The organism is Pseudobutyrivibrio sp. AR14, from assembly GCF_900101325.1.
Classification (GTDB): domain Bacteria; phylum Bacillota; class Clostridia; order Lachnospirales; family Lachnospiraceae; genus Pseudobutyrivibrio.
In genome coordinates this window covers 112,075-127,512 of record NZ_FMUY01000009.1, presented here as the reverse complement: position 1 = coordinate 127,512, position 15,438 = coordinate 112,075, and the positions used below count along the sequence as shown (strand labels likewise).

14 protein-coding genes are annotated in these 15,438 nt (G+C 41.3%); all 14 read left to right on the top strand.

Translation table 11 applies throughout. The features are described 5' to 3' along the window. The coding region (locus BLP50_RS09840; RefSeq protein ID WP_090154206.1) for an HD domain-containing protein at window positions 1–384 on the top strand (384 nt) is incomplete at its 5' end. Window positions 385–585: 201 nt separating this feature from the next. Further along, the gene (locus BLP50_RS09835; RefSeq protein WP_028247316.1) at window positions 586–807 is read left to right on the top strand and encodes a hypothetical protein; all 222 of its coding nucleotides are present in this window, start codon (window positions 586–588) and stop codon (window positions 805–807) included. 9 nt (window positions 808–816) lie between these two features. Next, window positions 817–1,851, top strand: a complete 1,035-nt coding sequence (locus BLP50_RS09830; protein ID WP_090154188.1) for a hypothetical protein — start codon at window positions 817–819, stop codon at window positions 1,849–1,851. Next, a complete protein-coding gene (locus tag BLP50_RS09825; RefSeq protein ID WP_176753749.1) occupies window positions 1,808–4,300 on the top strand; it encodes a VirB4-like conjugal transfer ATPase, CD1110 family in 2,493 nt (830 codons plus the stop codon). Before BLP50_RS09830 ends, BLP50_RS09825 begins: the two co-directional genes overlap by 44 nt. Continuing rightward, window positions 4,290–5,528 (top strand): C40 family peptidase, encoded by a 1,239-nt coding sequence (locus BLP50_RS09820; protein WP_090154185.1) that lies wholly within the window; start codon window positions 4,290–4,292, stop codon window positions 5,526–5,528. The genes BLP50_RS09825 and BLP50_RS09820 overlap by 11 nt, the downstream gene beginning before the upstream one ends. A 13-nt stretch (window positions 5,529–5,541) precedes the next feature. Next, on the top strand, window positions 5,542–6,990 hold the full coding sequence (locus tag BLP50_RS09815) for a hypothetical protein (protein WP_090154183.1): 1,449 nt from the start codon (window positions 5,542–5,544) through the stop codon (window positions 6,988–6,990). Between the two features lie 87 nt (window positions 6,991–7,077). After that, the gene (locus BLP50_RS09810) at window positions 7,078–9,429 is read left to right on the top strand and encodes a VirD4-like conjugal transfer protein, CD1115 family (RefSeq protein WP_090154181.1); all 2,352 of its coding nucleotides are present in this window, start codon (window positions 7,078–7,080) and stop codon (window positions 9,427–9,429) included. A 333-nt stretch (window positions 9,430–9,762) separates the two neighbouring features. Continuing rightward, window positions 9,763–10,455 carry a hypothetical protein gene (locus BLP50_RS09805; RefSeq protein WP_090154179.1) on the top strand — a complete coding sequence of 231 codons (693 nt, stop codon included), beginning with the start codon at window positions 9,763–9,765 and terminating at the stop codon, window positions 10,453–10,455. After that, on the top strand, window positions 10,433–10,723 hold the full coding sequence (locus tag BLP50_RS09800) for a transcriptional regulator (RefSeq protein WP_013282262.1): 291 nt from the start codon (window positions 10,433–10,435) through the stop codon (window positions 10,721–10,723). The genes BLP50_RS09805 and BLP50_RS09800 overlap by 23 nt, the downstream gene beginning before the upstream one ends. A 37-nt stretch (window positions 10,724–10,760) precedes the next feature. Further along, window positions 10,761–11,990: a S8 family serine peptidase gene (locus BLP50_RS09795; protein ID WP_090154177.1), complete on the top strand. Its 1,230-nt coding sequence runs from the start codon at window positions 10,761–10,763 to the stop codon at window positions 11,988–11,990. 592 nt (window positions 11,991–12,582) lie between these two features. Continuing rightward, window positions 12,583–12,720, top strand: coding sequence for a hypothetical protein (locus BLP50_RS09790; RefSeq protein ID WP_176753748.1), 138 nt, complete (start codon window positions 12,583–12,585; stop codon window positions 12,718–12,720). Between the two features lie 264 nt (window positions 12,721–12,984). After that, on the top strand, window positions 12,985–13,611 hold the full coding sequence (locus tag BLP50_RS09785) for a hypothetical protein (RefSeq protein ID WP_028247325.1): 627 nt from the start codon (window positions 12,985–12,987) through the stop codon (window positions 13,609–13,611). A gap of 11 nt (window positions 13,612–13,622) precedes the next feature. Continuing rightward, window positions 13,623–14,180 (top strand): hypothetical protein, encoded by a 558-nt coding sequence (locus BLP50_RS09780; protein WP_090154175.1) that lies wholly within the window; start codon window positions 13,623–13,625, stop codon window positions 14,178–14,180. Next, window positions 14,164–15,420, top strand: coding sequence for an ATPase, T2SS/T4P/T4SS family (locus BLP50_RS09775; RefSeq protein ID WP_090154173.1), 1,257 nt, complete (start codon window positions 14,164–14,166; stop codon window positions 15,418–15,420). Before BLP50_RS09780 ends, BLP50_RS09775 begins: the two co-directional genes overlap by 17 nt. The last annotated feature ends 18 nt before the right edge of the window (window positions 15,421–15,438 follow it).

Here is a 15,438-nt window from a genome sequence, read left to right as displayed (position 1 = left end):
GATATGTGCCTTATACATGATCTTGGCGAGTGCTTTACAGGCGATATTCCAACTTTTGTTAAGACTGACTCTGATAGAGAAGTTGAAGATTCATTATTAAATCAGTGGGTAAAAACGCTTCCTGCAGAATTATCTGAAGACATAGCGGCACTTTATAAAGAAATGGATGCACAAGAAACTAAGGAAGCTAAGCTTTATAAATCACTAGATAAACTAGAAGCCTTGATTCAGCATAATGAATCGCCACTTGATACTTGGTCTGAAAATGAGTTTGAACTCAACAAGACCTACGCATTCGATACAGTAGCGTTTTCCTCTTGGCTTACAGAATTGAGAGAGGTAATTTTAGAAGACACTATGAAAAAGATAGAATCGGGGAGTTAAACAACTTCAAGTTTGATGAGCTATTGATAAGAGAATAAAGCTGAATATAATTTGAGGAAACAAACCTCGAATCATGAGAAATCATGGTTCGGGGTATTTTTTTGCAAATTTTTATCTTTCCGTTTCGGATTAGGGCTCTCGGTGTCCCACATAACTTACGAAGGGCAAGGAAGTCCTACCAAACGAAAGGAGAAAACGGATATGAGAAAGGTAGTTTCAAAGCTTGATGAGATGTTGATCGGTATGAAGGTGAGACTTGCGCAGAAGAAGCCTGCTGTAGACCAGATTATCATTATGTTCATCATCATCGCAGTAGCAGCCGGAATTGCTGGTCTTTTGTACATCTTCGGTACAAAGACTCTGCTTCCGAATTTCCAGAACAAGATCACAACCCTGATCAATCAGTGGTTTGACGGAAAGTAAGGAGGAGCTATGACAAAGAAAAAGGAACGGGTGGAGAGAAGCAGGGAGGAAAGAAAGGCGGAAAAAGAGAGAAAGCGCCTGATCAAAGAAGCAAACAGGATGCTTATCTCCGCACCGACAAAATCTGCAAATAGCATGGGATTCCTTAGTTTTGATCCGTCCGGTGCCTTTTGCTTTGACGGCGGCAGATGGGTCAAAGTTTTTGAAGTGACAGGAAGTATAAAAGGGGCTGTAAAAGCAGCACTAAAAGTAAAATCTAGAATCCGTATCACAGAAAGGATTGCCCCGGCAAAAGGAGAATCACACATAGCGAGGGCATTTGTCTCACTTGTTGCAGAGGGTGATATCTATGAGCCGGTACGGGAACAGTTTGAAGCAGACGAAGTGATATTACAGGAAATGATAGGGGTACGGTCCTTAACCGTAGATGAAGCGATAAAGGTAATCCTTATGCAGCTTGGTGGAGAAAAGAGGTCATTTTCCTATGCATCATTCGTCCGTGCAAAGCGGGATTTACTAAAGGAGATATCTCCGGAGATTGTGGAAGAAAGAAATCACTTCCAGATTGAAGGGTCTTTCGGGATGAGCATGTTTTTCATGGAATACCCGGATGAGGCTTCCGGAGATACCCTGTCACTTTTAAAAGAACTTGGATGCCCGGTATTTGTGTCATTTGATCTTGTCGGGATAAGTGACCTCGACAAGGAAGATTATGCAAGAACACTTGAAAAAAGATACTCACGGACTCTAAACCGTGACTCGGTACAGGAGTTTATGAACGTATCAGGACAGCTTACGTTTCTTTGTGATTCAAAGGATGCAATGGAGATCATAAAAAAGACGGTAGATACCATCTTTGCAAGAGCAGGTTTTTTGATTTCTCCGGTATTCGGAGGACAGAAAGATAGCTTCTTATCACAGATCTCTCTTGGACTTATAGATTACAAGAATCTAAGGAATGTCGGCGTAGAAACAATGAATGAGATTTTTAGGAGGGAATATGGCGGTAATCAAAACGAAGTACGAGCAGACGAAGATGTATGACACTCCTGTTTGCGCAGAGGTAAATAGCGTTCAGGATATCTTCTCTGTAGAGGCTATTGAAGAGAGCGGCATATTTACCCTGCCTGGAGGAAAGTATTCAAAGACATACATGCTAAGTGATATCAACTTTGCAGGTGTGACTGATGAGGAGCAGAAATCCATCATTGTCAGTTTTTCAAAGGTATTAAAGGGTATTCCCTGCAGGTTTTCATATAGCATCGCAAATGAACATGTGGATGAGAAGAGTTTTCACGAAAAGGTTCTTTATAAAAAGCGTGGGGATGCGGATGACAGACTTAGGGATTCCTACAATCAGGTAATCAGAGAAAAGTTATCTGATGCCAAGCAGGGACTATATCAGACCATCTACCTGACGCTTACTATATCAGCGGATGGAATGAAGGATGCCAAGGCAACTTTTATGTCTATAGAAGGTGCGATAAGGTCAGCGTTTATAGGACTTGGGCTTAACGGTATGCAGGGATCATCTATGAAGTCCCTTTCCATAGATGAAAGAATGCAGCTTATCTATAACTTCATGCATACAGGACTTGAAAGCGGATATAGGTTCTCCTTTCAGAAAGCGGTATCTATGGGGCAGGATTTTATCAATATCCTGTCTCCGGCCGCAATCGAGTTTGATAATGAGAGCTTTGTATTAAATGGAAGCTACGGAAAAGTGATGTATATCGAGGATTATCCAAAGGCTTTGGAGTCTGACATCATAACTTCCCTATCCAAGATCAACTGTACAAGCTATGTGACAGTCAATAATGAACTTCTTGATATTTCAGGCTTTAAGCAGGAGATTTCAAGAAAGTACATGGCAGTGGGTATGAAGATTGAGGGGGAGAAGCAAAGAAACCGTAATAATAATGACTATCTTGCGGATGCATCGCAGAAGCTTTTAAACGAAAAGGAAAAGCTCGATCAGTTTATGAAGGAACTGGATAGCTTAGATGACCACTACTTCAATACAACAATTCTTGTGTTGTTTTTAGCTGATTCAAAAGAAGAGCTGGTACAGATAGAGGATAAGCTTAAGAATATTGCGTCGCTTAAAAGCCTTACGCTTAAGAGCTGCTTTGCAATGCAAAAGGAGGCGCTTAACTCTGCACTTATATATGGAATACAGGAGTTTAAGAGAGTAGTGAATCTGTCATCAAGCTGCCTTGCGATGTTCATGCCTTTTAAGACTCAGGAGCTTAATGATGAGAACGGCGTATATTACGGCATCAACCAGCTTTCACAGAATGCGATCTTTGCTGATAAGAAGAAGCTGAAAAACCATAACGGCATGATTCTTGGACAGTCCGGCTCAGGTAAGAGCGTATTTTCCAAGAGCGAGATGATATCGGTTTATCTTAACAATCCCACAGACCAGATCTTAATTGTAGATCCCCAGTCGGAATACGGGCCTGTTGTGATGAAGATGCATGGTACAGTTATCTGCTTTGACTCCAAGAAGGAGTTTTACCTTAACCCGATGGATGTGGACTTCGACGGTGTGGATTATGCCGGTCTTCGGGAGATCATCTCGGAAAAGGCAGACTTTATCTTAACGCTGATATCTTCACTTCTTAAAAGAGATATGGAAGCAGAGGAGCAGGGCGTTGTTGATAGAGTCATTGATAAGGTGTACTCGGCAAATTATAGCATGAGAAAACGCCTTAACGGGGAGACAGAAAAAGCATCCGAATATGAAGTGCCGGAGTTTATGAAGGAAGAGATCACACAGGTAAGTCTTTCAGAGGATTTATCCAAGGAAGAGCAGGTAAGAGCCTATTCACCGACACTGCAGGATGTATATCAGGGACTTTTGGATGAAGGAACAGACCTTGCAGATCACTTAGCGGCAGCTATGGAGATTTTTGTAAACGGGTCACTGAATCTGTTTAACCACAGAACAAATGTAGACCTTAGTAACAGGCTGATTGCATTTGATATAGCAGGGCTCAAGGACAATCTTCGTATCACCAGCATGCTCATCATGATGGAAACATTAAGGGGCAAGATCAAGGTAAATGCCAAGGTCGGCAGGTGGACACATCTTTATATTGATGAGTTTCATGAGCTTTTGGCAGTTGACCAGGTAGCAAACTTTATTTTGAAGCTCTGGAAAGAGATTCGAAAGATGAGCGGTATCTTAAATGGCATAACTCAGAATATGTCTGATCTTTTGAATGACGAGAATGCCGGAAAGCTTTCAGCGATTCTTTCAAATACGGAGTATTTTGCACTTTTATCCCAGTCATCTGTGGATAAGAAAAAGCTGATGGAGTTTTTGCCGAGTATATCCCCTGCCATGTTCAACTTTGTTGACAATGCAGAGAGTGGAACGGGGCTTCTTAAGATGGGAAGCGTAACAGTTCCTTTTGATATGAGGATGAGCAAGGAGTCAGAAATTTATGAAATCGTAAACACAGACGGAGGTGGCTATGGGGTTTAAAGAGGAAGGAGCACGGTTTACAAGTGATGTGAAATTCAAAGACTATGCCCTTAACTTTGCCGCAGGTGAAGCCTCCAGGTTTTCTAAAGGAGATGGGGAGGATGCATCTGCAAAAGTGGATCTTACACTGAGCGGATTAGCCTCCCTTTCTGCAAATAAGCATAAAGCAAAAGCGAAGGAAATGAAGAAGTTCCTAAAATTAAAGCAGAAGGAGGCTTTTATAGATGAGAAGAAAGCGAAAGGAACGGACAGCGAGAGGAAAGAAGCCAAAGTTGAGAGCTCGTCCCAAAAGACTATCGGGGCAGAGGCATCAGCACAGACTCCTTCGAAGCCAGAGAAGGGCACAGAAAAATCAGATGCAGGAAAGTCTGTATCAAAAGATGTTTCAAAGAAGTCAGTATCCAAGGAGAAAAGAGCGGCAGCCAATAAAACAGCCGTAGCCAAGATGCTTAGGGCAAAAGGCATGATAGGAAATGATCTTGGCTCTGATAAATCAACAGGGGATGCACTTAAGGACGGAAATACCGGGGCAGTCAGAGTAGTGACAGAGATTCTTAATCCGGCTACGTACTTAAAGGGTTTTTTTGCCAAGATAGCAGCTCTTATTGCACCGCATGTAATGGTTGTTTTGATGTTTCTTATCGTATTTATGATCCTTGTATCTTTGGTGGTTGGCATGTTTACTTCCATAAATAGCGTAAGTACCACTGTTACAGGATTTGTATCAAGGTTTTCAGGGCGAGGAAGGATTCTTTCAGAAGAAAGCCTAACAGATGAGGAAATAGATGCGATTGTGGATGACTCAGGAGCTACAGGGAGACAAGAGGAAGTTATCAGGTTTGCTCTTTCAAGAGTTGGCTATCCATACTCTCAGGCAAACAGAGCAAGCGGCTATGCATATGACTGTTCATCACTTGCTTACTATAGCTGGCAGGCGGGCGGCGTGGACATAAGTTATGGAGGCGGATATCCTCCGACTGCTGCAGCTGAGGCAAGTAAGCTCTACAGCAAAGGAGAGGTCGTAAATTCCACAAGGCTCGATGTAAGAGATATGGAGCCGGGAGATTTAATCTTTTACGGCGGACATGATAACGGAAGGTTTCTTGGCATATACCATGTGGCAGTTTATGTGGGAAACGGTGAAGTGGTGGAAGCCCTAAATGAAGACCACGGCGTTGTATATCAGACACTTAGAACAAAAAACGTGATTTTAGTATTAAGACCATAAGGAGGAATGTGAAATGGCAGATGAAATTGCTCAGGTTGTAGATCTTGAATATAAGGGGATTTATTACCTTTTGAAAGGAACAAAGGCGATGATTGCAGCTATGGTAAGCGGCGTTAAGTCCTTGCATGAGTGGAATCATCAGAAATGGCTTAATAAGCCCGGAAGCTGCTCCTGGCAGAAGATCCAGGAAGCAAGTGAAGGGATGGCTCCTATTTTGGAGTTTCCCAAGGAAATGTTTGAGCCAACAATAAATATCACAAATGATCCTGATGTAAAGGGAGAAGGCTTTATCAGCCCGTTTGAATATTATTGTCAGAAGAATAATCTCAGATACTGTATCATGCCGGATCTTAATCCAAATGATGATTACGTTCCTGTTGCCGTGCTTGCACAGGACTTTGGAATCCATGATGAACAGATCAAGTCCTACATGAGAAAGCGTGTTGCAAGTGAGGAAGCACAGGATAAGTCATATGATGAGAAAATCGCTGATGCGAAGGATAGACTTGCAAATGCTGAGACTCAGGAAGAAAAGGACGAGATTCAGAAAGAGATTGAAGCACTTGAACAGGGTAAATCGCAGAACAGTGAGCTTTTGGCAGAGTCCAAGGAAAAGATGGATAGAAACAATGTCCTTGATTTTGCGGAATATCTTAAGCAGGCGGAAGGTACAGAATTTTTGGATAATCCCGAACTTGCAATGTTGCAGGCTCAGACATGTGGAGTTGTAAGAGAGTTCATGCCCGAAGATTGCATGTATCCTATCCGTGATTCAGGGCTTGTTCCGGAGTCGAAAGAGCTCTATTACAGCCAAAAGACCGGAGATGACACCCTTATCACAGTAAAGAGAAGCTTTGAAGTGGATGATAAGGGCATGGTCTTTTCTGTCTATGAAGTCGCGGATCCTGTAACGGGAGCAAAGTTTGAGCCCGTATCTGACAGAGGCCTTACGATGGAGGCATGGAATGAAAAGCTTCCTGAAATCCTTAAAAATGCAGGAATGATGAAAGATCAGCCTATGACGGTTATGAGAAGTGAAGAAAACCTTCATGACTATATCCTTGGGTTTGATACAAATTTTACCAGTGCCCAGGAAAGTGGGCATGAAATTTCAGGCGAAGCACAGATTATGATCGACCAGGCGAGAACTGATGCGGCGCAGCGAGAAGCATATGCAAGAAGCTTTTATTCTACTGTCACGGTTCCATCGGAATCCATCATGCCAAGTGAAAACAGGATTTTGTCTTTAGAGCTGGATGATGGTCTTGTGGAAGGAGTGTCTCTTGTAGGCATTGATTCTGATAGTGCAAAGATTTCAATCCGCTCTGACGAGAAGTATTCCTTTATCGGCTCTGATGGAAAGGAAAAGACTCTCACGGGAGATGAAATCCTTAAGGCACTTGAAGGAAAAGCAAAGTCAGAAAGTGCCACAAAGTCTATTACAAAGGCTACGGCAAGATAAGGAGGGGGCTATGATCACACTAAGTATCTTAGGATTTTTTCTTATAGCAAGTGCCATGAATCAGGCTTACGAATAGGAGGCAGGTCTATGAGCGATTTGTTTGTAAGAGAAAGACTGGTAAAAAAGCATACAAGGAGCGTTAAAGAGACGCTTATCATATATGCGATTGGTGTATTTGTCTGTGTATATCTTGGCTTTCTTTTGGGAGCTGTGTGGATGGACGGGAATAATCTGAATGAGTTCATGAACAACTTCCAGTCCTTTATCATAGAGCAGCATCATTTTATAGTAGGAGTTACACCGGCGACACCAAAGTTTGTATTAACCTTTGTGATCGGATGGTCTATGGCATTTATCATAATCTTTACAAAGATAGAGCATCCTTTCGCCGGAGAAGAATTTGGTAAAGCCAAATGGGGAGATGCCAAGGAATTTACAAAGCTCTTTGCAAACCATGATGAGAAAAACGTTGTTGATGTTGTTACGGGGGATGTTCATCTTGACCATCCCCTTCGTGTAAACACGGCAAATTACTGGATTGCAGAGGGGGTATATCTTTCGATTCATAATGAGAGGACTTCAAACTTAAATATGCTTGTAGTTGGACCACCTGGATCCGGTAAATCATTCAGGCTTGCACGTCCGATGTTATCCCAGCTATGCGGAAACTTCCTTGTGACAGATCCCAAAGGAGAACTTTTTAAGCAGACAGGACAATATTTTGAGGATAACGGCTATGAAGTCATGGTCATGAATGTGGAATCTGAAGATGGTATGCCAATGAGTATCCATTTTAACCCATTTGAATATATCAGAAATGAGTCTGATATCATGAGCATTGCCGGAATCCTTATGAAAGCAACAACTCCGGCAGAAGAAAGCGGCGGAAATGATCAGTTTTTTGAGCAATCGGCAGAAGTGCTTCTTACGAGTATCATTTATCTGATTCACTACTATTATCCGAAGGAAGATCAGAACTGGAAGACCTTTGTAAAGCTTCTTGATGCTACCTGTGTATATACAAATAAGGATGGTTCCATTGATAACAGAGAAGGCGGCATTCTTGATATCGCAAAGAAAGCACAGAGTAACTGGAAAGAAGAAAAGCATATGGAGTCAGATTTCCCCGGGTATGTTGCAATCGAAAAGTATTATAACGGAGCAGCAGAAACCACTAGCTCCATTGTGGCATCATTGGATGCGCATTGCAGATATATGAAGCTTGAATGCGTTATTGACCTGTTATCTGAGGATGAAATACAGATTGCAAAGAGTTTTGGGTATTCAAAACCATGTAAGGAAGCTTCTACAGGAAAGAGAATACTTTTTATCGTAACAAGTGAAGATAAGCGCTATTATGACTGGATTCCGTCAATGGTGTATTCTCTGTTCTTTGATGAACTTTACCATCTGACAGCCATTGATCCAAGTCTTCATGAAACGTTGCCGCAGCATTTGACATTTCTTATGGATGAGTTTGCAAATGTCACACTGCCGGATTCCTTTGTAGAAAAGCTTTCCACCATGCGTAGCCGTAACATGAGTGCAGTTATTATTGTACAGAACCTGATTCAGCTTAAGAGGAAGTTCCCAAAGTTTGATATGGATAAAGACCTTATCGGTAACTGTTCCATCATAGATATACTTGGAGCTCCGGATATGGATTCATGTGAATATCTATCAAAACACTTTGGTACGCAGACCATTCATAAGGCAAGTGAGTCTGATGCTAAGGATTATAAGGGGCAAAGTTCCAGATCAGAGGATGTCATGCAAAAGAGTCTTTTATCAGCAGAAGATATCTTTGCCATGAAGAAGGACGGGGAGTGTGCCATTGTAGTAAAAGGTGCAGATCCTTTATATCAGACTAAGTGTCGTATGGAGAGGACAGACTTTGTTAAGCTACTCTGCCGAAAGCATAATCCGTATGATCCAAAGAAACGCCAAGAGATACGGAAAGAAAAGCGGGCAGATCTATCACCGGTATTCTTTTCAGGAGAAAGAGCAAAGGCAGAGGCTAAAAAGCTACTAGCCCAGGGAGAAGAGATTATTCACATCACGGTAGATGAGGCAATTGCCTATCATGAAGCAGTTAAGATGCAGGTTAAGCCTGAAAATATTGTGCTTTCAGTTAATGAAAGAAAGATGCTTCAAAAGAATGCAGAAAAGTATCATGAAAAACATGCCATGATGAAAAAGATTATTCTCGACGAGTTTCGGGGAAATCCAGATGGAACAGACTGTGAGGAACAGGTATACCGTGACCGCTGCAGGGTGGTACGAAGCCTTATCAATGATGGCTTTTCTAACATCCATGTCAGGTTCTTAAAGCCTTTGGTAATCGCAGGATATAGCTTTGAAGAGATAAAAGAGCTTTTCAACCAACACACAGATACTGAGGAAATAAGAGATTTTATCAAACAGATGGGGATTGCTTAAGGCAGTCCCTTATTTGTTACCATTCACACTTTCCTATGCTTTCCTGGGCGCACACATTTATTACAACACATGACGATTTCAAAGTAAAGAAAAAAGCGCGAAAAATCCAAGAAAGTCAAGGGCTTTCTGCACTTGTGATGGCTGAAATAAATCGTCATGTGAAGATTAATGATTGCTAATGAGAGCAGAATGACTGTGAATAGTAACTTTGTATTCCTTGAAAAGATCAGCTTGACATTTCATAGAGTACTCTATAATATAGAGTATGATATTTGTTGCTGAATATCATCGGACTACATAAAAATGCTGTAAATTTGCAAAAAGGAGCGGATTATGGAGAAAACAATTGAAAATGCATTAGATGATATATCCTTAATAAAGGCTGTGATAGAAAAGACACAGAAGGATTTTGCAAAAGTGGCTATGTTCTTTATTGGGATAGGATTAGTCAATGGAATTGCGTGGATTATGGAACAACTGGCATATTACATCAGGAACACTGCAGGTTATGGTAACTGGCTTGTACAGGCATTAGGACAAGGAACACATTTGTTGCGGTTTGCCGGATATATTGTGTTATTTGTTTGTTTCTTCAAAAAAATAAAAGCAACAAACAATGAAATCAGTGAGGGAATGATAGAAATATGGGGAATAGTCTTGATTGGCTCCTATGTTCTTTCTTTTTTATATATGAGATTATTGCCAAATGGCAATGATGACAAACTGATTACATTATGGCGATGTAAAGAGTTAATAGAGGTTCTTCCAGTTATTTTTGCTTTGTTTATGACCGGAATTCTTACAAAAAAGTTGACCATAACAGTGTGTACAGCAATATATAGCATAATGTACTTTGTATTATTCGTTGGTATGAAAGAAATACCTTATGGAACATTTGGTGGAACAGGAACACTAATGCCCCTTAGTAGCATAAGCGTTAAGTGTCTAATGATACTTGGAATGATTGTTTTGGGAATTTATTTGAAGATAGGAGCAAGAAGTCATGGAGATAAACTCAATACCTGAAGCTTTTCAGACAAAGCTTAGATTGGCTATCTTATCTTCGTTATTGACCGGTCAAAAAAGCTTTAGCGAACTGAAAGAGATAACATCTTCTACAGATGGTAATCTTGGTGCACAGATAAAAAAATTAAATGAACTTGGTTATGTTGAAATAGAAAAGGCTTTTATAAAAAATAAGCCACAGACGACATGTGCAATTTCAGAATATGGTAAAAAACAATTTAAGGAGTATGTTGAGATGCTTGAAAATCTTCTTACACAGTCTAAGTAAATAGAATCTATGAGGCTGAAAGTATCAAGGGGGACGTATGTCAAAAAAGAAAATAGTTTTATTGATTTGTATTTTTATACCTATTGTTGGTCTGATAGTTGGATGGGAATTGTTTACACATGCTGTCACGGGACGAGTTTCGGATGCGGATTATTCAGAGGGGAATCCTGCATATTATCGTAGAGAAAAGTACTATGACTGGAAAGTAACTGCTCCGGATAAAATTGATTCTTTATCAAATGATATGGGATTTGATTTAAGGAGTAAGGACGTTTCCGCATATTCAGCCAATGATTATAAAGACTACCTCGGATGTGTTTGTTTTAATACCTCCACGATATGGTCTGCTGATATAGAAGATGTACTGAATCCTAATAATGTTATGGAGCTTGGGAAGAATCCCGGATTAGGAATACGTAAAATACATGAAGAAGGACTTACGGGAAAAAACGTAAGTATAGCTATTATTGATCAGGGCTTAAATCTTGATCATGAAGAGTATAGCGCTAACATTTTAGGATATGAATTGCTTCATTATTCAGGAGATGCTGCCCTTCATGGATCCGCCGTAACAAGTATAGCGGTCGGAAACAGCTGTGGAGTTGCGCCATCAGCTAATGTTTATTATATTGCATCAACATTTGGCAAGTATACTCCATTTGGCTATAAATACAAACTAAAATACATGGCAGACAGTATCGACAGGGTGATTGCAATCAATGAGCATCTTCCTGAAGAAAACAAAATCAGAGTTATCTCCATCTCTCAAGGATTTGATAATGATGATGAAGGCAGAATGGTTATAGATGCGATAGAACGAGCAAATAAAAAGGGGATATTTGTTCTTACGACAACTCCTCAATTTAATTATGGCTTTAGTATAATGGGATTGGGAAGAGAATTTGAAGCAAATCCTGACGACATCGATTCATATATTCCAGGTTCATGGCTTGAGGACTCATTTTATAGTGATAACTTTTGGCTTTCGCCTGAAACTACACTAGCAATTCCAATGGATTCAAGGACTTATGCAAGTTTTCAAACTACTGACGAATATGAATTTTGTGCGCAGGGAGGATATAGCTGGTCTGTTCCATGGCTTGCAGGGCTATATGCACTTTGTGTGGAGAAAAAGCCTTCAATAACTCCTGATGAATTTATACATAAAGCGTTTGAAACAGGAACTATTAAAGAAATCGAGCATGAAGGTAAGGTATACAGACTTGGTACAATAATAAATCCACAAAAACTGATTGCGTCACTATAATATGCGGCATTGTAAAATAAAGTGTGTAAGTTAACCACTAACTTACGCACCTTATTTTATATAGTCAAAGGTTTTTTATTCCCCCTGCCTTTTGAAGGCTGCTTGATAAAAAGAAAAGAAGCATGAGCTCCGTAAAAAGATATCAGATATGGAAATGCAGGCTGTATATGGAGAATGAAATGCAGGAAGATTTACGTACCCGTACAAATATCCTGATGAAGAAAAACAGTAGGATAAGACCATTCGCGTAGGCTTAAGTTCAAAGATTCCAGTATAAATCTATCCATCCCCGGGAGTCGGGCAGGGGTTGGGGTCGGAATGGTACCATAATAAAAATCTTAAAAAAGCCGCTATCAAAAGGCTTCATACAAAGACTTATAAACCTCGAATCGTGAAAATCACGGTTCGGGGTATTTTTTTGTAAATTTTTAAAATCCTGTTTCGGATTAGCAAGGCTCATGTCCCACATAACTTACGAAGGGCGAAGGATGTCCTACCAAAACGAAAGGAGAAAACGGATATGGGCTATACACATGCAATCGACTCACTTAAAGGAGTCCTCATCACACTGGGTACCTCAATCGGCGCAGTCATGCTGGTTTACGGCGGAATCAAGTTTGCAATGGCTTTTCGTCAGATGGATCAGCAGGGCGAGCACCAGGCGGTTTACTCGGTGGTAGCAGGCGGCGTGCTTCTTGGGCTTGGAGCACTCGTGGCAGTTTTAACTTAAAAAGGGAGGTTTGTGATGGAAACAGTTGTAAAAGCACTCTATAACGCTTCCTTCACTATCTGGAACACCCTGATGGGTCTTGCCATGACGCTATTTTCCACAAGTCCGACGAGTGCGGCAGGTGGCTCACCTTACGGAACGGTGCATTCGCTTTATAACAGCATCTCAGCGGCTACCATTCCCATAGCCACCTGCTTTTTCGTTATAGCGATCTATAAATCGGTGGTAACTTCTCCGCCGGAACAGCAGGCGCAGCGGTTTTTAATGGATGCGGTCAGATACTGCATCATCTTATTTGTTGCAGCGCATCTGTGGGAAATCCTTGGCTACATCATAGAGTTTTCAGATGGTATTACATCAAGCCTTGGAACGGCAAGCGGCTATACCCTTTCGATGGGAGGAGATTTGGAGAGGATAATCCATGACTCATTAGAGCTTCCGGAGTTTGAACTTTCGGGAGAGTGGATAGGAAAACTCTTTGAAGCGCTTGGCTGCGCAGCTCTTCTTTTAATCGGCGGAGTAGTCCTTGTACTTGTGATGGTTGCCAGTTGCCTTTCCATTATCAGTTCTGCATTTCAGAGAATCTTAAAGCCGCTTATCATCATGCCATTTGCAGGAATAGCGGTAGCGATGGGTGCAGGAGGTCATGAGATTGGAAGATCAATGCTTCAGTTTTTAAAGACATTCTTTGGCTTTTGCATCTCTGGAGCAATGATGGTGGTCATCATAAAGACAGGCTGCACCTTATGTACGGACCTTGTAAGTGCAGGGCTTTCCGGTGGAAGTGATATTGAAAACTGCATCATGATGACGGTTCAGGCATCTATCACACCGATTGTGATTGCAGGCCTTGTAAGAGGAACAGATTCAATCATAGCAAGGATGCTGTAGGAGGTTTAGTTATGGCACAGATGGAAAGAAACGTAAATTTAGAGGAAATAGACTCAGATGCGCTCTTTGGGATTGATGCATTAAAAGGTCAGAGCATCTTGCAGAAGATCATCTTCTTTACCTGCCTTGGAGCAGGGATTGTAGCAAATGTATGCATGCCGATGTTTCTTGGAACGCCAAGAGCGGTGTGTATCTTCATATTTCTTGGACTTATCCTTATCGGCATTGCTTTTGGATGTAATTACACTCAGGACATGACATACGGAAAGTACATGTACTGCTACTTTTTTAAACCGGTAAAGACCCTGCGGTATGAATCCACAGAAGATATCGGGCGCATCAAGAAAAAGGCAGAAGAGCTTAAAAAGGAAGAGGAGCTGCTTCTTAGGAAGGAAAGGGAGGCAGATCCGAAAGCACAAAGAAAACTCCTTATTAAGCTCCTTGCATTTGTTCTTGTCTTGGTAATAGCAGTCGTATCAGCGCTTATCTATGTAAAGGCTGTGCGTCCTGTAAGTTACCACCATGAAGTAATAGAGGAAACGGAGGTAAACAGTGAACAGGGAAACTGAACTTAGAACCCTTGCCCTAACCCTTGTAGAAGATTTTTACGAGAATCAGGGGCAGGGAGTCTTAAATAACTTAAACAAAAGAACATATGGAAACCTTTCGTCCGATAAGGATAAGGTTTTACAAAGCATCAGGGAGAGCCTTTCTGATTTTCAGGATGAAAACGGAAATGAGATGACAGAGGAAGATAAAGATATGGTGCTTTCCTTTGTAAATAAGGAAATCTGGGGATACGGGCTTATTGATGAGCTTATCCACGATAAGACCATATCTGATATCAAGATCCATGATGCGAACCATATCAGAATTAAGCGTGAAGGAAAAAGGGAGAGCAGCACCATAACTTTTCCGTCAGAGGAAAGCTATGAGAGGTTCGTGACAAGGCTTTTAGAGCGAAACAAGGTAAATCTTGGTACGGCAAATGCTATCCAGACCTTTACCGATGCAGATCAGGATGACTTTATCCTGCGTCTTGCAGTCATAAGCGGGCTTTTGATTGTTGGCGGAAGCCCCTGCGTAGTCATCAGAAAGATTCCAAAGGATAAGTATTCTCTTAAGGAACTTGATGAGATGGGAATGTTTTCAGACCAGGTGGCAAAGAGCATGTCGGAGGAAGAAATCACAGACTTTTATATCTCAGAAGATAAGTCAGAGTTTGATATCCTTTTACACCGCATGATCAGGGGCAGAGGCATTCTTTTTACAGGAAAAGGAGCATCCGGGAAAACAACACTTATGAATGCATGCCTTGAAAAAATCCCTGAAACAGATTCTGTCATGATCTGTCAGGAGAATGCAGAGCTTTTTGACCTGCATCATCCGGATTTAATTGCCGCTCATGTCATGGTAAATGGCGGAGATAGTAAAGTCAGCTATAACCTTGGAGACCTTACAAGAGTAGCACTTCTTGTAGACCTTGACAGGGTAATCGTTGGAGAGGTTAAGGAAGGATCAGAAGCTGCCGGACTTTCAAAGGCTTCTATGACAGGGCATAAGTGCTGGACATCGGTACACGGTGAAAGCTGTGAGATGGCAGTAGAGAAGATGGCAGACTATATCTCTCAGGCAACAGGCTATGGAAACAGGGAAGCATTAAAGCAGCTCCTTGGATTTGAGTATGTGGTGCATCTTAGGAATTTCCGTGTGGATGAGATCGTAAGGATCATGGACTTTGACCATGAAAAAGGAAAGCTCGTACTTGAAAAGGTTTATCCCTTCACGAAGGAGAAGGAGGCAGTATGAAAAACATAGTAGCGGCAG

Excerpts from the sequence above, each read along its gene's own strand:
- BLP50_RS09835 (WP_028247316.1), top strand. The coding sequence starts at position 586 with ATGAGAAAGGTAGTTTCAAAGCTTGATGAGATGTTGATCGGTATGAAG.
- BLP50_RS09830 (WP_090154188.1), top strand. The coding sequence starts at position 817 with ATGACAAAGAAAAAGGAACGGGTGGAGAGAAGCAGGGAGGAAAGAAAG.
- BLP50_RS09825 (WP_176753749.1), top strand. The coding sequence starts at position 1,808 with ATGGCGGTAATCAAAACGAAGTACGAGCAGACGAAGATGTATGACACT.
- BLP50_RS09820 (WP_090154185.1), top strand. The coding sequence starts at position 4,290 with ATGGGGTTTAAAGAGGAAGGAGCACGGTTTACAAGTGATGTGAAATTC.
- BLP50_RS09815 (WP_090154183.1), top strand. The coding sequence starts at position 5,542 with ATGGCAGATGAAATTGCTCAGGTTGTAGATCTTGAATATAAGGGGATT.
- BLP50_RS09810 (WP_090154181.1), top strand. The coding sequence starts at position 7,078 with ATGAGCGATTTGTTTGTAAGAGAAAGACTGGTAAAAAAGCATACAAGG.
- BLP50_RS09805 (WP_090154179.1), top strand. The coding sequence starts at position 9,763 with ATGGAGAAAACAATTGAAAATGCATTAGATGATATATCCTTAATAAAG.
- BLP50_RS09800 (WP_013282262.1), top strand. The coding sequence starts at position 10,433 with ATGGAGATAAACTCAATACCTGAAGCTTTTCAGACAAAGCTTAGATTG.
- BLP50_RS09795 (WP_090154177.1), top strand. The coding sequence starts at position 10,761 with ATGTCAAAAAAGAAAATAGTTTTATTGATTTGTATTTTTATACCTATT.
- BLP50_RS09790 (WP_176753748.1), top strand. The coding sequence starts at position 12,583 with ATGCTGGTTTACGGCGGAATCAAGTTTGCAATGGCTTTTCGTCAGATG.
- BLP50_RS09785 (WP_028247325.1), top strand. The coding sequence starts at position 12,985 with ATGGATGCGGTCAGATACTGCATCATCTTATTTGTTGCAGCGCATCTG.
- BLP50_RS09780 (WP_090154175.1), top strand. The coding sequence starts at position 13,623 with ATGGCACAGATGGAAAGAAACGTAAATTTAGAGGAAATAGACTCAGAT.